General features: G+C 52.4%; 19 protein-coding genes. 6 read left to right on the top strand and 13 right to left on the bottom strand.

Features of this window, described 5'->3' with window-relative positions:
• Positions 1-23: 23 nt before the first annotated feature.
• Positions 24-857, bottom strand: coding sequence for an undecaprenyl-diphosphate phosphatase (locus tag AC1D2P_RS11845; RefSeq protein WP_477811440.1), 834 nt, complete (start codon positions 855-857; stop codon positions 24-26).
• Positions 858-1,355: 498 nt separating this feature from the next.
• Here AC1D2P_RS11845 and AC1D2P_RS11840 point away from each other — a divergent pair, with 498 nt between their 5' ends.
• The 4 genes from AC1D2P_RS11840 to AC1D2P_RS11825 all read left to right on the top strand — a co-directional run bounded on the left by AC1D2P_RS11840 (position 1,356) and on the right by AC1D2P_RS11825 (position 5,320).
• Positions 1,356-2,096 carry a winged helix-turn-helix domain-containing protein gene (locus AC1D2P_RS11840; protein ID WP_477757614.1) on the top strand — a complete coding sequence of 247 codons (741 nt, stop codon included), beginning with the start codon at positions 1,356-1,358 and terminating at the stop codon, positions 2,094-2,096.
• A 29-nt stretch (positions 2,097-2,125) separates the two neighbouring features.
• Positions 2,126-2,875 carry an EAL domain-containing protein gene (locus AC1D2P_RS11835; RefSeq protein ID WP_477757615.1) on the top strand — a complete coding sequence of 250 codons (750 nt, stop codon included), beginning with the start codon at positions 2,126-2,128 and terminating at the stop codon, positions 2,873-2,875.
• 29 nt (positions 2,876-2,904) lie between these two features.
• Positions 2,905-3,579, top strand: a complete 675-nt coding sequence (locus AC1D2P_RS11830) for a helix-turn-helix domain-containing protein (RefSeq protein WP_046026951.1) — start codon at positions 2,905-2,907, stop codon at positions 3,577-3,579.
• A 346-nt stretch (positions 3,580-3,925) separates the two neighbouring features.
• Positions 3,926-5,320: an undecaprenyl-phosphate glucose phosphotransferase gene (locus AC1D2P_RS11825; RefSeq protein WP_477757616.1), complete on the top strand. Its 1,395-nt coding sequence runs from the start codon at positions 3,926-3,928 to the stop codon at positions 5,318-5,320.
• Positions 5,321-5,554: 234 nt separating this feature from the next.
• Here AC1D2P_RS11825 and AC1D2P_RS11820 read toward each other — a convergent pair whose 3' ends face one another.
• The 6 genes from AC1D2P_RS11820 to galE form a co-directional block, all read right to left on the bottom strand.
• A complete protein-coding gene (locus AC1D2P_RS11820; protein ID WP_109785911.1) occupies positions 5,555-7,633 on the bottom strand; it encodes a YjbH domain-containing protein in 2,079 nt (692 codons plus the stop codon).
• Positions 7,630-8,391 (bottom strand): capsule biosynthesis GfcC family protein, encoded by a 762-nt coding sequence (locus tag AC1D2P_RS11815; protein WP_223523338.1) that lies wholly within the window; start codon positions 8,389-8,391, stop codon positions 7,630-7,632. Before AC1D2P_RS11815 ends, AC1D2P_RS11820 begins: the two co-directional genes overlap by 4 nt.
• Positions 8,388-9,023, bottom strand: coding sequence for a YjbF family lipoprotein (locus tag AC1D2P_RS11810; protein ID WP_263295610.1), 636 nt, complete (start codon positions 9,021-9,023; stop codon positions 8,388-8,390). The genes AC1D2P_RS11815 and AC1D2P_RS11810 overlap by 4 nt, the downstream gene beginning before the upstream one ends.
• Positions 9,024-9,067: 44 nt before the next feature.
• Positions 9,068-10,177, bottom strand: coding sequence for a polysaccharide biosynthesis/export family protein (locus AC1D2P_RS11805; protein ID WP_477757617.1), 1,110 nt, complete (start codon positions 10,175-10,177; stop codon positions 9,068-9,070).
• Positions 10,178-10,263: 86 nt separating this feature from the next.
• A complete protein-coding gene (locus AC1D2P_RS11800) occupies positions 10,264-10,500 on the bottom strand; it encodes a hypothetical protein (RefSeq protein ID WP_109785914.1) in 237 nt (78 codons plus the stop codon).
• 142 nt (positions 10,501-10,642) lie between these two features.
• Positions 10,643-11,659: a UDP-glucose 4-epimerase GalE gene (galE, locus tag AC1D2P_RS11795; RefSeq protein WP_477757618.1), complete on the bottom strand. Its 1,017-nt coding sequence runs from the start codon at positions 11,657-11,659 to the stop codon at positions 10,643-10,645.
• A 309-nt stretch (positions 11,660-11,968) separates the two neighbouring features.
• Between galE and galU the strand changes: the two genes are divergently transcribed.
• Both galU and AC1D2P_RS11785 read left to right on the top strand, forming a co-directional pair.
• Positions 11,969-12,802, top strand: a complete 834-nt coding sequence (gene galU / locus AC1D2P_RS11790; RefSeq protein WP_046026958.1) for a UTP--glucose-1-phosphate uridylyltransferase GalU — start codon at positions 11,969-11,971, stop codon at positions 12,800-12,802.
• Between the two features lie 73 nt (positions 12,803-12,875).
• On the top strand, positions 12,876-13,283 hold the full coding sequence (locus AC1D2P_RS11785; RefSeq protein WP_046026959.1) for a phosphohexomutase domain-containing protein: 408 nt from the start codon (positions 12,876-12,878) through the stop codon (positions 13,281-13,283).
• A gap of 4 nt (positions 13,284-13,287) precedes the next feature.
• Here the strand turns inward: AC1D2P_RS11785 and AC1D2P_RS11780 are convergent, their stop codons facing one another.
• From AC1D2P_RS11780 to AC1D2P_RS11755, 6 genes are read right to left on the bottom strand one after another with little or no spacing between them, the layout of a single operon-like run.
• A complete protein-coding gene (locus AC1D2P_RS11780; protein WP_477757619.1) occupies positions 13,288-14,424 on the bottom strand; it encodes an SGNH/GDSL hydrolase family protein in 1,137 nt (378 codons plus the stop codon).
• A gap of 36 nt (positions 14,425-14,460) precedes the next feature.
• Positions 14,461-15,498, bottom strand: a complete 1,038-nt coding sequence (locus AC1D2P_RS11775; protein WP_477811439.1) for an acyltransferase family protein — start codon at positions 15,496-15,498, stop codon at positions 14,461-14,463.
• 12 nt (positions 15,499-15,510) lie between these two features.
• Entirely contained in the window at positions 15,511-16,614 is a 1,104-nt protein-coding gene (locus AC1D2P_RS11770; RefSeq protein WP_477757621.1) for a hypothetical protein, read from the bottom strand.
• Positions 16,614-17,834: an MATE family efflux transporter gene (locus tag AC1D2P_RS11765; protein ID WP_477757622.1), complete on the bottom strand. Its 1,221-nt coding sequence runs from the start codon at positions 17,832-17,834 to the stop codon at positions 16,614-16,616. The genes AC1D2P_RS11770 and AC1D2P_RS11765 overlap by 1 nt, the downstream gene beginning before the upstream one ends.
• Positions 17,831-18,943: a polysaccharide pyruvyl transferase family protein gene (locus AC1D2P_RS11760; protein ID WP_477757714.1), complete on the bottom strand. Its 1,113-nt coding sequence runs from the start codon at positions 18,941-18,943 to the stop codon at positions 17,831-17,833. The genes AC1D2P_RS11765 and AC1D2P_RS11760 overlap by 4 nt, the downstream gene beginning before the upstream one ends.
• 15 nt (positions 18,944-18,958) lie before the next feature.
• A complete protein-coding gene (locus AC1D2P_RS11755) occupies positions 18,959-20,041 on the bottom strand; it encodes a glycosyltransferase (protein WP_109785920.1) in 1,083 nt (360 codons plus the stop codon).
• Between the last annotated feature and the right edge of the window lie 28 nt (positions 20,042-20,069).

The raw sequence follows: 20,069 nt of genomic DNA, 5'->3' as shown, positions 1-20,069 counted from the left end.
ATGTCTTCAGCCTGGTGCACGTATCAGAGTGCTGCCGCTTCAGTCCAGTTAACCCAACCGAATACCCACGTTGCCAGAATCAACAAACCGAATGCGATCCGGTACCAGGCAAATACAGCGTAACTGTGGCTGGCGATGAACTTGAGCAAGCCGCGCACAGCAATCATGGCGAAAAAGAACGCGGTCACGAAACCCAAGGCAAACACCGGCAGGTCGCCGGCCTGGAACAGTTCCCGATATTTGTAGCCTGAGTAGACCGCGGCACCGACCATGGTTGGCATTGCCAGGAAGAACGAAAACTCGGTTGCGGCCTTGCGTGACAGCCCAAACAGCAGTCCGCCAATAATGGTCGATCCAGAACGTGAGGTGCCCGGGATCATCGCCAGGCATTGGGCGAAGCCGACTTTAAGGGCGTCGGTCCAGCGCATATCATCAACGTGATCGACATACACCACATGTTCTCGTCGCTCAGCCCACAACATGATGATGCCGCCCACTACCAATGCCACCGCCACGGTGATTGGATTAAACAGATATTCATGGATCTTATCGGCGAACAACACGCCCAGGACAACGGCCGGTAGAAAACCGATCAATAAGTTCAAAGTAAAACGTTGTGCATTACGTTGAGTCGGCAAGCCTGTGATGATCTCGAGGATCTTGCGACGAAACTCCCAGACGACCGCGAGTATGGCGCCCAGTTGAATAATGATATTGAAAGCCATCGCTCGTTCGYCGTCAAAATCGAGCAAGTCTGCAACAATAATTTGGTGCCCAGTACTTGATATGGGCAAAAACTCCGTCAGCCCTTCGACCACCCCTAAAATCAATACCTTTACGGTAGTCAAAAAATCCATTGTTCCCCCTCATCGTCAAAAGCACACACTGACGTGCTTTTTAATGTATCGCCAAGGAGAAAGTAAACCGCATCCACTCCAAAATTAAAACCCAATGTTAATAATTGTCCAGCGCCACAAATAACATACTCGATGTTATGTATCGGCACAAAATGGATAGATCATGACTGTAGAAAAACTCAAACTAACCAATTAAGCAATCACGCAATGGTAATTCATAGCACCCCAACAACAATCCAAGTAACAGCAGCATTACCCGACCCCATAGCGAATCGATCTGAAAATGCAGGACATCACAGCAAAAGATGGCACAATGACACTCTCGCCTCAATCGTCACCTCTCACACACGAGCGCAAAGATTCACGTCCTCCTCACCAGCAATGTTWAAAAAAACTATGCCGTCCGCTAGGAAAACCAATGAAATGTTACCAATTGTCAGTCACAAATGAGAATTGGTGCTTTAACATTCAAATGTCAGCACCCAGCCGAGTCAAAGCATGATGCTTACAAGGAAAATAACGACTACCCGTCACAACCATACAAAGGAAATGACCGGTATTCTCACCATCGGACGGACCCATACGTTAGTGGAGAGCTTTAAGACTTTAGTAGTACACCACGTCACCGATGATATATCCGTTGATACGATGTGCTACAGCAACCCCTTCAAACAAAACAAGGACCTCCACTCGTATCGCGCAGTTTTTATTGTCACTGACAGCCCTCAGGCGTTTGCTGAAAGCCTCACCCTGGTTGAAAACATTCGCGCCGGTAACCATGCACTTATTATTGTAGTAGCCACCACCGGAAAAGGCACCTTCAACAAGATGAAATATTATCTTGCCGGAGCCGATCACTGCATTAAATTTGACACTGTAACTGAGGAAAACCCGGACGTGATTTCCGAGTTTTTTAATAGCGCCGAATGGAAAAAGCAGCATAATCTACTCCTGGATCCGACTCGCATGTGTCTGATCGGCGACTGTAAAAAACTAGATGTTTCGTTTTCTGAAATGAAGATTCTTGAAGCATTCTCCGAAACTAAAAACCAAATATTGAGTCATGATGAAATCGCCATAATCATGGGCCTCAATATAACTTTTTATGATCCAAGGGCCTTGGAAAAGTCCATTAGCCGCCTTCGCGGAAAAATAAAAGGCCTGTATGGCACGAACGCTATTCAAAGTATTCGTGGTCATGGATATCGTTTAATCAGGGGTCTGATCTCGACCGCCTGATGATTAATGTGCAAGGGAGTTACTGCTGTATGAACGCAACGGGAAGCGTGTCTCACGTCAATCGTGCAAGTCATTACTTGTCTCGACAACTGATCCTCGCTCGCGATGACTGCCCATTTGGCAGTGAGATCAGAATACATCAGGTTTCGCCTACTCGTGCATCCTGTACGCCACCGCTGCATCAGATGAGTGGCATCTACAGTGAAGTACTCATGCATACTCGACTGATTGCCTTCTCGCTAAAAGATCAAAATGCCACTAGCGAAAACAAGTACTTAAGCCGACGTTTTGTATGCGTAGCACAATCAGATCTCACCAGTGCGGCCCTCACCGAAGAGTTGATACAGTGCAACGATGCGCTGCGCAATTTCGGTCAGACATTGGCTATCGCTCTCAATGAGCTGCCTCTTTCGGCGATCAGCTTCACCGACAAAAAGAAAATCCTCAACAACGTATATCTGTTGAAAGATCACGGCATAGAAATCGCTTTCGATGGCTATAACATCCACGACGAAAGTATCGAAATCTTTACAACCCTGAATCTATTCGACTATATAAAAATCTCCCTTTCAACCCTAGACTCTGGCCTTAAACTGACTGGCAACCCCGAGTTATTCAATCGACTGCATGAACGTATGACCATGCTGACTCACACTACAAAAGTCGTCTTTATAGCTGACAGAGTCGAGCATGCCGCCAGCCATATATTGGCCCGTGCACTGCCCTTTGATTACTTCCAAGGGAGCCACTACTCCCCCGCCGACATACTTTTAAATTAAAACCGAGAGTGCACTTCAGGAGAGAAGACATGGAAAGCCGCACCCCCCTCCCCAGAAAATATTTTGTCGTAGTTACTCATAGCCCGGCATTACAACTTGAGCTTGAGGAATTACTGTCAAGCGAGCGATACAACTCATTTGGCACGTCACAGGCAAAAATGTTTGTCGAAGGTGTTGTCATGCCCTCTTCCGCCCCTAAACTCATGGAATTCATTCCCCCTCACTTGGACAACATTGTCCCACCTGTTATTAAACACGATACGCAACGCATACTTTCGATGTTTGAATCCGAATGGCTAGTGGCTCATTCCGATTCTCGGTTTGACAACATCCATTCACTTGCAGTTGAAACCAGAGACACCCTCTCCAAAACGGCCAAACCGCACACCCCCTATGCAGATGCCTGGCGACTGAGCAATGGCAACGGCGCCTTAATCAAAGATGACATCGAGATTGTCTTGACGGGCCTGGAGGCCACACTGGTCAAAAGAATGTTGCACCATGACGATCGCGTGGTCAGCAAGGATGATCTTATTCGGAGCATTGGCAGAGAGCCCGAATATTATCGAGGTCTCGAAATGTGCCTTAGCCGATTACAGGAAAAGTTTAAAAATGCCAGCAATGGCGAGCGTCTTTTCCGCGCGGTCAGGAACCGCGGCTACTGCCTTATACAAAAAATCATTCGAGGAAAAGGCCTCAACTGAGCAAACATAACAACCAGACTGATCGTGCATTACAAAAATAAAAAGCACACTAGTCCCTCGTTGGCGCCAAAACAAACTCCTCTAGTAATACTCCGCCGCCCTCCGCACATTATCGACTATTTCTAACACTTTACCGTCCAGGCTAATGGACGCAGAAACTAACTACTCGTTAGAAGTCGTCAGACAGCCCTCTCCCCAATAATTTAACCTATTCACTGACGAGTACGCCGCACAGTGGCGTTTCGGTCGTCAATGTTTTGCCAACTTATAAAAATAATAACGCCTGTTTCATCAACTTTGGCTGTTGTCTGTCGACGCGCAAATGGACGTATTTTGGGGATATCGCATGGTTAACAATCTTCGTATCAATCGAAATACCCACCTCAAAGGATTGACCTTCTGGGGACAATGGGCACTGGGTCAGGGCTTTGTTATTGCCCTGTTATTTTCATTGGTTTATTACAAGACCGGAACGGTAGAGTTTTATTATCGAGTGTGCGCAATTCTTACTGTGCTTGCCTCGGTTCCCGCCTATTCGTGGTGTGGTGTCTATGCAAAAAAGGATAACTACCTGACAGGCTTGGGACGATTGCTGATGGGGTGGTCAATGACCTTGGCCGCGTTAGCCTGTGTGGCGTTTATCTGTAAGGCTGACGAATTGTTTTCTCGTCAACTTATCCTGATATGGGCCGCATGCGGCTACATCGGGCAAGCCCTGCTGTACGTCCCACTGCACGGATTCTCGCAATACTATCGAAGGTCACTACAACGCGAGCATAAGACCCTGATCGTGGGTACTGGCGAGCTGGCGCTGGGACTGGCCAGGAACCTTCGTAGCCTGGAACACTCCCCACTCGTGGGACTGGTCAGCACGGATACCTCGCTCCCGCCGGGAATGGGTTCACCGCGTATTGTGGGTCCGCAGGAGCAACTGCTGGAATTGATCAAAGTCCATGACATCCGACGCTTGTACATTACGCTGCCCCTGAGTGAAGCGGCAAAAATCGAGGCCATGTATATCGATTTGCTGGGAGCTAACGTAGACGTGGTCTGGGTGCCGGACTTGAATAGCCTGACACTGCTTAATCATTCTGTGAGTATCGTGGACGGCTTGCCGGCGATTTACTTGAATGAAAGCCCGTTGACCAGCCAGCCCACCGCTGCATTGAGTAAAAGCCTGCTGGAAAAGGGCGTTGCGCTCTTGGCCATTGTTCTGCTGAGCCCACTACTGTTGCTCATTGCCTTGGCCGTGAAACTCAACTCGCCTGGCCCGGTGTTCTTCAAGCAGGACCGTCACGGCTGGAACGGCAAGGTGATCCAGGTCTGGAAGTTTCGCTCGATGCGCGTGCACGATGATCATGAAGTAAAGCAAGCCAGTCGTAACGATTCACGGATTACTTCAGTGGGACGTTTTATCCGCCGCACCTCGATCGATGAACTGCCGCAACTGTTCAATGTATTGCAAGGCCAAATGGCGCTTGTCGGACCACGTCCGCACGCCGTTGCACACAATGATTACTACTCAGGGAAAATTCTCGCCTACATGGCGCGCCACCGAATCAAACCGGGGATTACCGGGCTGGCTCAAATCAACGGTTGCCGCGGCGAGACCGACACCCTCGACAAGATGCAGAAACGCGTCGAGATCGACCTCAAGTACATCAACAATTGGTCGTTGTGGCTGGACCTGAAGATCCTGGTGAAGACGCCCTTCACCCTGCTGTCTAAAGATATTTACTGATGGCTTGGTAGTTGGACACAGGCAAGCTCGACAAGGGGACGCAAGTCCCCTTTTTCGTGGGCGCCGATTGGGCTCTCTGATGGCCACTCAAGTACGACCAACCACCTCAGGGATTCCCGGGCTCAGTGTTGCATTGGTGTCTTGGAGGGAGATAGCGCAGAGAACTCTGCGCCACATCTTGCGGTTGATCCGGGTGCGATCTACAGCGCTGATTGCCCTGTAGATCGCCCGCAGTCACTCAGTGATCTTGTCAAAGTTGCGGTAGAACAGATCGGTGTCACGGCTATCGGTCATGGCGTGCAACGAGTAACTGCGATTGAGCCGTGCACCACCGTCCCGGGTCAGTGGGGACCAGACGATATTGGCGCGACGCATCGTCGACATACTCATCATTTCGTCGAACGGTATGGAGATGTAAATGCCCTTGTCGAAACTGCCCTCGCCGTATTCCTCACTCGTTGCGGTGGTCAACGTGGCCCAGGCCCCGAATCGCACACCATTGGCGAACTCCCGTGACAGATCGACCGTAGCGCCCCAATCCCGCGCCAGGTAACGACCGACACTGACAGCCGCCTGAGCCTCGAAAGGCAAGTCGGTATAACCGGTGATGTGGCCCGTGACGGTCGAGTAATCCCGCAGGCCGAAGCCTTGGTCAAACTCGCGCTGACGCACGAAGTTCAGGTCCGCGCCGACAGACCAGCGCTGCCCCATTGGACGAAACAGTACCTCACCGCCAACGCCGGCAAACATCGACTCCAGGTAGCCGCCATAGACCATGCCATACAGGTCTTTATCCAGCCGTTCAGCGTGATTGAGTTGGAACGTCGGCATGGTGACATCCGAGGTCGTCAGGTACTTGCGCAGGTCCGTCCTCACCCGGGGTAAACCACTTGGCGCGTCGTAGGTGAAGTGATCGTAGTTGTTGGCCAGATTGGTACTGAGCAGGCCACTCCACCAGATATTGCGCGTGAAGCGGTACTCGGCGTCCACATCGGCAGTCAACTGATAGAGCAACCCATCAGGGCCGCCCACGTTCTGTTTGTAGCCCAGCCCGATGCCATATTTGAATGGATCGAGCGCCCCGGTATAGAGCGTGGTCTCCGTGCGCGGGAGCGGGTTATTGACCTCAGTCGCACGGTGCAGACTGTGCAATGGCTCCTCATTGTTGACCACCTCGCGAAAGGTCTCGCGAGGCACACTGGTTTCGTCCAGCGGCATGTCGTAGCGCTTGTTGACCACGGTAAACCAGTCGATATCGTCGTTAACACTGTTGTCCAGAATCCGGCTGGCCCGGCCGACGGCTTTTGCCGAATAGAAATAATTCGACTGTTCGCCGTACACCAATAACTCTGAGCCGCGCTGGGCAATGCGCTCAACGTTGTAGCCCGCATTTTTCTGCAGCCGTTGGGACACGTTGGCCCAGTTGACCTGGTCCGGCGCAGTCGCGGGTGCATGCGCCGGCAGGCGCTCCGCTGGCGGATCGTAGGTCTTGGCCGGCGCCTTGCGGCTGACGAAGTTGGTGTGCAGGGTGATGCCGAACATGGCCGTATTGCCACGCTCCCAGCCAGCGCTTAGATCAACCGAATCGGTCAGCTTGAACACTGCGCCAATGTTGATGGGCGAGTCTTGCTTGATGTGGTTGTCCTTCGGCTCGTTTTTATAGTCGTTGCCTTCGTACTCGAGTTTGAGACTGAGCGGGTCCCAGGGCGTCTGGTAGGTCACGCCACCGAACAAAGAGGGTCGACCACGGAAGTAGGCGTTGGTATTGACGTCACCGGTGCCTTCGCTTTGTGGCCGGGTATTGAAGCGGTCATCCACCCAACCTGGCGGGTTTTCAAAATCGCCTCGATTCCCCAGATAACCCCAGGCAACACCTGCGCTGAAATCAAAGTCGTCATAGCGCTTGTTGGCCACCACGTATTCGCTGGAAAACAGACCGGTACCACCAACGTCGCGAAAACCCACGGCCAATTCAGGTGCCCAATGGCTTTCTTGCCAAAGGCGCAGCTTGACGTCCACAGCCTTGTCTTTATAGCTCTGGTCACCACTCAACGACTCGGGGCCATACTTACGGTTGGTGATCGCGGTATAGCGAAACGAGCCTTCCAGCCATTCAAATGGCTGCAGTGAAACACTGTAACGACTATAGGGACTGGTTCGACTGGCATTCACGCTCAGCTCGCCGGCCGGAGCCATCCGGGCAGTCGGTGTCTGCATCAAGCCCACACCGCCAAAATCACTCTGAGTAAATCGCGGTTCTCCATGAACCAAACCACATGGCAACAACAATACCGCTGCAAAACGTAAATTCAAGGAACCACCTCAGCCAGTTGCGTGGCAAGAAATTCGGCCAACTGCTGATTCAGTTCAGGTATAGGCGGATTAAGATCATCGTTTTTGATAGGGACCAGGATTTTGCTGCCCGCGGCAGGCACCTGCCCGCTTTCGCGATTCCACGGCGCAATGCCGACCCGGCGGATAACGCCATCGGGCTGAATGATCCAGAGGTAATCGGCTTCAGCATCGGCAAGCGGTGCACACCCTTGCAGGTAGTCACGCGCCTCCTGCATCGCGCGATACGCTAGCCGGCACGGTTCGGCGACAGCACCCAGCACTTCAACCACACTGGAGCGCATCGGGTAGATCAGGCTGTCGCCGTCAGCGAGGCGGAAATTGCGAGCGAACCCGACCTCTACCGCGACCGGATCCAGGACGGCCACCTGGCGCCCCGTGACGGGCAAGTAGCTGACTTGCTCGTACATCCGCAACGCCAACGTCGCCCGGCTGGTTCGCTCCAGGAGCAACGCGGTACGTTGCAACACCTTCAAGTCGAATAAGACTCCGGCTTTAAGCCGAGTCTGCTCTTCGAGCAATGACCGTCGCAGCCACCCTGCCGCCATCCAATAGCCTTCAGGATTGGGTTGCGCGACGCGGATCACGTCCAGCACTCGACCATCGGGTTGCAGTTCGACCACTCCCGGATTGCGCACGTCACCGCTGACGGTGACAGCTGCACTCACGCCGCCGGAGATCAACCACAGGCACGTCCATAACACCTTGGGAAACTTCAACGGACAGCCCTGCGTTCAGAGGTCAGTTGAACGATCGTCACCCTGAGTTGCGCTGTCAGTTGCTGCTCGCTCTGCAGGATGAAACCGTTATCCGGATTGACCCAATAATGATTGGTCGCGTGCAGTCCAATAAGCGGCGCATCAATATGCTCATCAACACGCATCACAGCGTATTCCTTGTCCAGAATCCTGATGGTTTCCATGGGGTGTCGCGTGAAGCGACTGTTCACGACAACACCCACTTCGTAGCCATGATAAAGATCGATCCAGCGCTGGCTGGTGTACCCATCGGGCAGCCGATGAAGCCCCTGTTTGAATGGCGAGACCGCTTCAAAACGGGTCCCGTCCAGATCCCCTCCGACGCCAAGACCGACACTGCGAATTGCCAGGCCATCGCGCAGCAACAACACCTGCTTGCCGGACGCGACCCAGTACTGCAAGTCACCTCGTTCACGCACCATCGCCAACACCCCTACGCCGGAAGGGGTGGTCAATTTGAGTTGGGGGTAGTGAACTTCGGCTACTTGAGCCGGGGTCAACTCCAGATCATCAGGTCCGCCGGCCACGGCTTTGAAGTTCGCCAGCGTGGCCTTCATCAGCGGATTACATCCACACAACAGCAACGCCGCCATCAAGCAGACGCTAACTCTCAACGCTCTCACAGTTGGACCAGACCTTATCGGTTGTTAGCTTCGCTTAAGTTGTTTTGTGCGGCAGCGCCAATGCCCAGAATCGCGGCCGAAGGCACCAATTGACTGATGAAGCGGTTCCAGCGGGTGACGTTGGCAGGTCCCACATAAACGATGTCCTGGGGGCGAACATCGAAGTGAGTGGCGAGTGCCATGGCGGCAGGCGACTCAGCTTGCAGCTGAAAGATTTTGGCGGGTTCTACATCGAGGTTTTCTACGCCCCTGATGACGTACACGGCGTTGCCGTTCGAGGTGGCCTGATTCAATCCCCCTACCGAACCTATAACGTCAGAAAGATTCATGGTGCGTGTCTTGAACGTCAACGCGCGTGGCTGATTGACCTCGCCCATTACATAAATCTTTTTGCTGTCGTTGTACGGCAGGTACAACTGATCGCCGCCTTTGAGGTAGACCTTTTGCAACGCCGCATCCTGTTGATTGAGCGCATCAAGGTTGAGCGGATACACCCGCCCGTTTCGCGTCAACAGCAACCCGGACAAGTCAGCATTCAGCGGGTCAATGCCGGCGGAACCCAAGGCTTCAACAACATTGAGCGGGGTGGTGGAAATCGCTTGAGGACCTGCTTTCAATACGGCGCCCGACACCACCACTTTCTGGCTGGCAAAACGCAACACGGCGACATCCACTTGCGGATCAGAGATGAAGGTCGACAACTTTTCTGCGATATCGGATCGCAGTTGCTGGATGGTTTTGCCGGCGGCCTGGACTTCCTTGATATAGGGGTAGTAGAGCGTGCCATCGGAACGGACAAGTCGTCCGTTTGCATCGATCTGCTGCTGCGCCCCTGAGGGTGCAGTCAACTCGGGGTGATCCCACACCGTGATGTACAAGACATCGTTATTACCGATGCGGTACTCGGCGGGTGCCGTCAGTAATTCCGCGGGCAGTGGCTTATCGATCTGTGCGGCCCTGTCCATGGCGATGAGCTTGGGGGTAATTGGAATCAGCTCGACCCGACTGCTTTCGCTGGCCCCTTCGCGAGTGATATCACTGGTGCTCAGATGTTGACCCGGCGAAAACATGCAACCTTGCAAAGCAATACTTGCCAGCATTAAAAAAGGAACACTACGAATCATAAAGGCACTACGCTATTCAAGGGCAAATACAAAACAAGATCGCCCAGTGTTAGCCGGGCAATCTCGTATTACACCTGCGAAATTTCTTAGTTACTGGTGCCGGTCGTCCCGGTAGTACCTGTTGTCCCGGTGGTTCCGCCATTGGAACTTCCACCACTGTTGGAGGCGGCCACGGCACCTGCAATCAGTGCGGTACTTGCCAGTACGGCTTGTCCAGCGGTCACGTCACCCAACACTTTTGTTTCCAGAGTGAGAGGTTCTTCTACGGCGAGTACCCAGCTGCTCATCATGGACAACAAGGCTATTACCATCATCTTTTTCATATCAAACTCCTTCCTGCAAGTTCTTTATATCTACGGACTTGCTGGATGGGTTTCCAGTCAATTTTCCCGACCATAAATAACATCGAAGCCTGATATAACAGTTCAGCAGAAAAACAGGCCGTTGAAGGCCCGCCCATCAGTTTCAATCGACGTATCCCCGGGGATGATTCGATTGCCAACGCCAGGTATCGGTCATCATCTCCTGCAAATTCCGTGTGGCCTTCCAACCCAACTCCTTCGCCGCTTTAGAGGGGTCGGCCCAACACTCGGCGACGTCGCCCGAGCGTCGCGGCATCATCCGATAAGGCACCGCTCGCCCCGACGCTTGCTCAAATGCCCGCAGTACTTCAAAAACGCTGTAACCATCGCCAGTGCCCAGGTTCCAGATATTGATCCCGGTGCGCGTCGAGATCGACTGCAACGCTTTGAGATGCCCGTCAGCCAAGTCCACGACGTGGATGTAATCGCGTACGCCGGTGCCATCGACGGTGGGGTAATCGTCACCAAATATCGACAACTCCTGCAGACTGCCGACGGCAACCTGGCTGATGTACGGCACCAGATTGTTGGGAATACCGTTGGGGTCTTCCCCCATTTGCCCACTTGCGTGAGCACCGATCGGATTGAAATAACGCAACAGTGCGATGCTCCAGCGCGGGTCCGCCGCACACAGGTCATGCAATACGTTTTCGATGATCAGCTTGGATTGCCCGTAGGGATTGGTGGGCGTGCCCGTCGGAAAGTCTTCACGAATCGGCATCTGCTCAGGCGCGCCATACACCGTGGCCGATGAACTGAATACCAACCGCAATACACCGGCCGCAGACATCGCCTGGCAAAGCGTAATGCTTCCGCAAACGTTGGTTTCGTAATACTCAAGCGGCTTGCGCACGCTTTCACCTACGGCTTTGAGCCCGGCAAAATGCAGAACAGCATCAATGGAGTGCTGCTGAAAAATCCGGTCCAGCAACGCTCTGTCGCACACGTCCCCGTGAATCATTAAGGCGGATTTTCCGCAAATGGCTTCAACCGCATGAAGGGCGGCATCAGAGCTATTGCAAAGGTTGTCCAGCACAACCACTTCGAAGCCTGCTTCAAGCAGCGCAAGAGTGGTGTGCGAACCGATATAACCGGTTCCACCCGTTACCAGAATCTTCATAGAGCGGTCCATAGTGGGGTATTGAAGTATTCAACTGCATGCCATATTTAAAGCAATTAGCGCACGCAAGAAATTGACGCCAACGACTTATTAGCACTTCACAAGAACCGACACTATTAATAGACACCGACTAAAACTAACCAAATACAGACAGACCCGACAACTAATAACATTTACCCCATTCTGCACATGCCATTAATTGCCATCAAACCACGCCTCAGGTATTAAAGTACAACCATCGTAAAACATCCAAACTCATGGCCACCCTCTTCTGTGTGGCTGTGAACAATGACTTTCCAGGAAATATCTATGATTCGTAAATGCTTGTTCCCCGCCGCCGGCTATGGCACGCGTTTCTTGCCTGCAACAAAAGCAATGCCAAAGGAAATGCTGCCGATCGTCAACAAGCCTTTGATCCAATACGCCGTTGAAGAAGCACGGGACGCCGGTTTGCAGAACATGGCCATCGTTACCGGTCGGGGCAAGCGCGCACTGGAAGACCATTTCGATATCAGCTATGAACTGGAACACCAGATTCGCGGCACCGAGAAAGAAAAGTTTCTGGCCGGTACACGAGAGCTGATAGAAACCTGCACCTTCGCCTACACCCGCCAGGTCGAAATGAAAGGCCTGGGGCACGCGATTCTCAGCGGTCGCCCCTTGATCGGTGACGAACCCTTTGCCGTGGTGCTGGCGGATGACCTGTGCCTGAACCTGCAAGGTGACGGTGTGCTCGCGCAGATGATCAAGCTCTACAATAAATTTCGCTGCTCGATCGTGGCCATTCAAGAAGTCCCGCGGGATCAGACACACAAATACGGGGTGATCGCCGGCGAACTGGTTTCCGAAGGGATCTACCGCGTCAACAGCATGGTTGAAAAACCCGCCCCCGAGGACGCACCGTCCAATCTGGCAATCATCGGCCGGTACATTCTGACCCCCGACATTTTTGATTTGATCGCCGATACCCAGCCCGGCAAGGGCGGCGAAATCCAGATCACCGACGCGCTGATGAAGCAGGCGCAAGATGGCTGCGTGCTGGCCTACAAGTTCGAAGGCCTGCGCTTTGATTGTGGTGGTGCAGAAGGCTATATCGACGCCACCAACTTTTGTTATGAGCAGCTGTATCTCAAGGGCCTTTAACCAATCGGCTCAGCACACTCACCGCTCACCTTGCGGAGCCCTCCGTTACACTCTTTCATCCAGGCAGGCCACTATGACCACTGCAAAACGCTCGGTAGACACCGAACTGAAAGCGAGCAACTTCGGAATGATGGCCTGGCTGTCAAAAGCGCCATCGTTATCCTTCGACACTGCTGCCTGGCTGGGCACAACCCTGCTGGTTGAACGTATCGGGGTGTTCCCCTCTTCGGGCGATATCCATCGCCCGATCAGGGACCCGCTTTCCCTCTTGGCTCACCTGAAAAGTCTGTATGCCGACAAGGCCCTGGATATCGATGAACGCGAAGGGCTTAAAGTGATTTTCAACGATTGGCGATTCCGGGTTCGCATTCGCTACAGCGACCCGGCAATCGTCATCAATGTTGAAACGCGGTGTGATCCCGAACTCATGCCTCTGAAAACCGCAGAGCTACTGAGCCAGCTGGAACACTTTGAACGGTGAAGGATTACTTTGAAGCGGCACCACACGGCAATTCACCGACAAGCAGTCGATAGAAGTAATCGGCAATAAGCCGACCTCCCGAACCCGGGATGGGGTGAATCTTGTCGGGGCCGATCATGGGGGTCGGCCCGTCACTGGCGTAGCGTTTGAAGTCGGCACCGAACGCACACTGCAAACTCCAATAGGCGACGTTCTGCGAACGCGCCCATGGTTCAAGTACTTGGGCATAGTCCGACATCGGATAGGCACTGGAACGTGTTGTGTCCTGACGCAAGATCACATTGATGCTCGCTGCCGGATGAACCTCGCGAACCATCTGCACCAAGCCTTTCATGTTCTCAAGATAATCCTTGGGCTTAACGCCAAACCCCTGATCATTGCCGCCCAACATAATCAGGTAAACGTCTGCCGGTATCTTTGAAACGACGGCCTTCCACTGGGTCTGCCATTGGTTGTCGCTTTTAAAAAAGTCACCGGAGGTGGCACCTGAAGCAGCGAGTTTGGAGACCCTGATGCCGCCCCGGTCATTGGCCAGCCACAAGCCAAATAATGTCGGCGCACCTTTCACCACTTCGAGCCTTAGCGCCCAGTCAGCACTGGCGGGGACGCTTAGTTGCACTTCCTGAACACCGGCCCCCGCTATCGTCAATGGATGCCACGGGCCTGAAGGTGTCCACCGATACCTCATCTCGCTGGTTTTGCCGTTTCCCAAGTAGAGTAAGTTGGCGTGGGCAATGGACGTATCAATCGCAGCCGTCTGGCTGGAATCGATCTCAAGATAAGCACCCGCCTTCCCGGTAACAGTGCGACTGTCCGGRCTCGCTTGCCCAAGACTGGAAACGCTCCAATCACCACCGAAGTACTGCTGATTGCTGCGGGTGTACTTGAAGTTCGTACCGCCGAGCGCTACGCCGTGGTTAAACCCGACATAACCAGGCCCGGCGAAACCAAAGTCTTTCGCCAAGCGTTGAGTGAGGCCATTCAGATAAAAGTTCTGCCCGGCGCTATAGCTGTCGCCAATCACCGAGATGTCCAGCACCATCCCCGCTTTACCCTTGCCCAGTCCGGCAAGCGGTTCGCGTGAGCCTCTCACCTCGATGACCGGAGCCGGGACAGGACGCACATCATCGACATAGACCATTGGCTCATCTATCTATCAGGAAACCTGCTTTGGTGTTCAGGTGCGAGACACCTTCAGACCTTTCGCCGGGGTCTTTTTGCTGATCGCACGTTCGCCCAAAAACAAAGTCGATGTGATGGCGAAACGGCTGAAAACATTCGACAGCACCACGGGCCCCAACAATCCGAACAGCACACCGCCAACAACCAAAACGCTTTCATCGGTGACACCCAAACGACGTAACGCGACCCGTGAACTGCCCRCAAACAGAACGTGAAAGAGGAAAATCGCGTAGGAATATCCACCGAGCCAGATCAGCGCTTTCGAGCGCATGTCACTCGACAACAACGCGATGCAGGAGGCACAGCCAACGAGCAATCCGACAAGGCTTCTGCGATCGACAATGAGCTCGCGATCCACGGCGGCAATGTAGAGCAGTGCGACCGATATCAAGACGAACGCGACGGGCCCGATCACTTTCAGGGACTGCTTTAACTCATTGCCCTTTTCGTGGCAAATCATCCCCGTCACGAAGAACGGCAGCAAATAGATGGCGCCATTGATGCCAAAGGCATCGACTGGAAAAAGCGGCATCAAGAACACCGCTGCGGAAAACAAAAACAACAGGTACAACCGTGTCGCCGTCTGCAACCAGCCGCGCCACTGAAGAAATCCGACAAACATAAAGATGATAAAAACCGCCTGCAAGAACCAGAAGTGGTTAATCGGCACGTAAAACGACAACAAGGCGTCTATTAACCCGAAGTCGTTGTTTACCCCCGGCCCGACAACCTGCAGCACCGAAAATGGTATACCGACAAAAAACAATGGCACGATCAATCTTCTTACCTTGCCACGCCAGTAAGCGGAAAAGTCGTTGCCTCTGATTTTGTAAATCGAATAGATGTAGCCCGATATAAAAGTGAACAACGGCATCCGGACGTACACCATCGAATCGGCCAGGATTCGGAAAGGTGATCCCAGGTCGATTTTCAATCCGCCGCCTAATGGCCCTATCACGTGATAGAGCACCAGCAGCAGGCATGCCAGCCCTCTGAGTGTTTCTATTTCCAACGACTTCTTATTGCTTTGCATAAACCACAAACCTCAGTTCAAGACGTTTGATTCAAGCGACTCAGGTTTTTTTGAGCGCAACTGCAACCCCAGCCCCACAAACAGAACCGGAACCACCATGGAGAAATGTCGGGCAAACGATCCGAAGTCAGGTTCAAACAGGCCCTGCACCAATAAAAAGGACAACGGAATAGCGATAAGCTCTTTGACTTTGGGTTCGATGATTGAGCCCTTGTAGTGACTCGACGTCATCATTTTGAACATCAGCAACGAGGTCATCATCATCAGGACGACAAAGATGATCTGCCCCAGGCCGGAAAGAAGGATTAACTCCACCGGGAAAGACAGCCTGAAAAAGATGCTCATCGAATCCACGGCCTGCGAAACGAAGTCACCGCCGTTGATCCACGACACAATCAATGACTTTGAGCCCTCTTCGCCCAGTGTGCGTTGCTCGTTACTATTGGCTCGAATGGACGAAACCGAATAGCCGGCCAGCATCTGAATCGCTGTCGCGATGGCCAAATAGAACGTGAACAACATCAGGAAAAAGCTGAAACGTGACACACGCTTCTTCATGACACACACGCCAACCCAGACCAGCGAAAACAGTATCCAGTAGGGTCGAACCAAGATGCCGTAAAACAGCGCAGAGAGAAAAAAGCCCACTCTGTATTGCTTCGAAAATGAAAAAACCAGGATGGTAATCATCGCCACCGAAACAATGATTTCCTTGGTCAGGTTATCGAGAAAGAACGACCTGACCACCCCCCACAGACACAGGGTCAGAAAAATCGTCAGCGGTATTCTTCTGAAGATAAAGATCGGGATAGACGTGAGAAACAAGTTGCACATCATCCCGTAGGCCCAGGCATTGTCCAGATTGATGCCGGTGGGACGTAGCACGTAAGCAGTGCAATCGTAAGAAGACCGGTCTGGCGAAAAGGGATTCCAGAAATTGCAGTAGTCTGAACGAGCGTATGACGACCACAACGTCATCGCATCCGGGCCCGGTTCTCGGTGAACCAGCAGCGGCATTGCTACGGACAGAAAAAGACCGCACATCAAAATCAGGAGTGAGATCGACGAATCCAGCTTTGTACCGCGAAATTCTATGGAAGGCAGAGATAAAGCCATTACAACGCCCCCTTCGCCTGGGCAAACCTGGCCAGCAAAGCAATAACGACCAGCTGCACCGTAATCGAGAAAACGTTCCCCCAGGCCGCCCCATAAATTGAATAGTGTTTAATAAGGACATAGCTGACAGGCAGTGAAATCAGCAGGCAGATCACCGCACTGGCCAACGACACCCGATTGTTCTTCGAAGCAATAAGACCTCCCCATACGATGTCGCCGACTGCTCGCAGCGCAAACGAGAAAATCAGGATGCACAAAACCCCGTTATCCGGACGCGGAACTGCCGCGTCCACATAATCCAGCACGACATTAAAGAAGGCATAAATCAGCACAGCAACTGCGCAGGAAACAACCAGGGAACGCAACACCCATTGATTGAAAAAGAGTTGGCGGACCGTCAGTGCCTGTTGATTATTCTTATAACGCTTGGCGAGTACCGGAATGCCAACGACGGCAACAACGGCAAAAGACAGCGCTTGCAACGTGTTAGCGGCAGACCAGGCATACACGTACTTGCCAAGGCTGTCGTACGGCTCCAGGTCCACAATCAGAAAACGCTCGGCAAACTGACTCAATAACATCAAACCGTCGCCCAGATAAAAGGGCAACCCGGCTTTCCAGACAGAAGCCGTAGTGAGGGCACTGACCTCCCTCCCCTTATGTACATTAACCACAATAAAGTACCCGGCCACGATCACCAGAAGGTTGCTGATCACCCATAACCAAAGAACACTGGCAATGCTGGACACCACGCCCGTCATTAGCCCTCCCACAGCAATCAGCGCCCAGAGCCCGGTTTTTATGAAGAACAATAACGCTCCCCAATTGGCTTTTTGCGCAGAAAAAACAAAGGAATTAATTTCGAAGGAGAGATGCTCTGTGATCAGGAGCAGCATGACGCAGACGATCAACGCGGTGCTCGCCTGAACATCGCTGAAGAGTGAGTAGAGTATGACTGTGACCACCGAAAACAACGATCCGACGGCCAAGTACAAGACCAGTACTTTATCGATGACGAATCGGGAGCTGCCCCCGATGCTGATCAACCGATTGATTTCAGAGCTGAACCCGACGCTGTAAAACTTCGAGGCTAGCAAAGGGGCGATCACCACGACGCCGTAGAAGCCTAATGCGTCATAACCCAGGTAATGAGTGATGGCCAACACCAGCAAAAACTTCGCGCCTAATGCAGTCCCCCTAAGCAACAACCGAAATATCATCGAACAACCCCTTTGATGATATTGTCCATCAGCACTGTTTTGGCTTCGATTTCTTTACAGGTATCCGTGAGTTTCTTGGCAAACCTCAATAGAGCGTTGGGGGCGTAAACAGTGTCGATGATGGTATCGACATTGATATCGCCTTCGTTGATCACCCAGTCTTCCACTCCCATGTCCTGATACGCCCCAAAACCTTTGCGTTCATAACTGATATGGAACGCGGGTACACCGGCCAGGAGCGCCTCGATAGCCCCGTGTAACCTCACGGAAATAACCAGATCCGGTTGATATTTTGCGAGCGTCGCCTTCAAGGGCAGCAGGTCTTCGGTAATGCCAAGTTCGCGATAAAACGCGCCATCGTCATTGCCGCAGACGGTGCTTTGCACAGCGCACACCACTTGGCTTTTCGCCCTTAATCTCCTCAATAGAAGCTTCAGGTTTGCAACGTAGGCGACTTTCTTCTCTTTGCTCCAGTGCGACGGCTTGCGTAGAACAACACAGACCACGGCAGGAGATGATGCACAGTGGATAAACTTGGGCTGCAGCAGTATCTTTTTCGCTAACGCCTGGATCGCCAGGTCCGGCGCCCGGTAGACATTCTCATTGGACTGGAAAATTTCCGAAGACCTGTTGTCTCTGACAAATACCGCATCGGCGCTGGCGTAATGCTCTACGATTTTGCTGCTCTCGCCATGGAACGGACCGATACTTTGTGGGAGGTAAACCGTCGGTACCTTGCTCAAAATCGCGGTTTCAAGCTGTTTGGCATGACCCAGTTTAAGCTTGAGGTGTTCAAAGGTGCTTTTTGAGCGCATGTATCCACCGCCCACCCCTACAACCAGATCGCTGGTATTCAAAAGATCGGCAAGGGGGACATAAGACTGTTTAAGGAAAATCGCTTCCCTCACCCTTCCGAATCCCTTAGCCGCCATGACCGGCGCCTCATATCGCTTACAGGAAAGATAGCTAAATGATTGAGGGTCTGACGCAACTACGTTGATTAAAGTGCCGGCACCAAAATTGCGTTGCACCGTGGCTATTGCCAAATCCACGAGTAGACCATCACCCGAACTGGACGCACTGTAGCCATGCAAAATAGTTACGTTCATCATCTGATTGTCTACTTAATAAGTTTTAGCGGAGTACACGTCATAGGTTTGCTGAATCATCAACGTTGCACTGAACCGCTCGCGCACTTTCTTGCGGCTTTCTGTACCGAGTTCCAGCAGCTTATGTTTTTTGATATTCACTAATATGCTGGCAAGGGCCTGGTAGTCGCCGGTCGAGAACAGGTAGCCGGTGATGTTGTCCGTCACCAATTCAGGAAGCGATGTACAGTCACTGGCAATCACCGGCACGCCCATGGCCATCCCTTCGAGGGGAACCATGGCAAAGCCTTCCCAGCGACTTGGAACAATCAAGGCATCCGCCGTTTTGTACAGTTCGTTGACTTCAGCCGGAGTCACCCAAGGCAGGTACTCCACGGCGTCAATATCGGGGCACTCGACGAAGTCTTCATTGACAGCACTCCCAACGACAGTGAGTCTCAAGTCAGTTCGCTCGACTTCAGCAAACGCCTTGAGCAAAAGATCGAAGCCTTTCTGGTAATCCAGTCGACCTACAAATAGAAGCTGAATGTCCGTGCTTTCGCTGGACTTGTTCTCATCACTTTTATAATGAATCCCGTTGTAGATCAGCTTCATGCGGTGACGATCAATACCAAACGACGCGGCTTTATCCATTTCATACTGACTGACGCAGATAATGACGTCCGTTACTTTCTGCAAGAGTCGCTCCACCAGCGAATACACTTTCTGCTTGACTGGCGAGCTCTCCATCAAGAAGGAAAATGCGTGCGGGCAGTAGACAATTTTAGGTGACCGCCAAGGGCGCAGTAGCAGACAGACACATCGGCCAATGACCCCGGAAAACGTGCTGTGCAAGTGCACGACATCCGGTTTTTCCTTGAAGATCACGCGGGCCAATTGCCAGGCAAACCGCAACAGGGACATGACATCGCGCTTGTTTCGGGAAAAGGTCCTGATGTTTTTTTCATCAATGCCATGCAACTCTTTCTTCTGGTCGTACGGAACCAGATAAACCAGTTCATACTTCAGAGCATGGTCCCGAGGGGGGGTTGATATCGTACGAATTACCGTCGCAACGCCACCCTTGATAGTTTCCGCCACATGTAATATTTTTTTCATAATCCACCTATCTCCATGAACTTAGTCG

The sequence above is a fragment of the Pseudomonas sp. P1_F1_2 genome, assembly GCF_056405815.1.
This window is presented reverse-complemented; position numbering and strand designations above follow the sequence as displayed.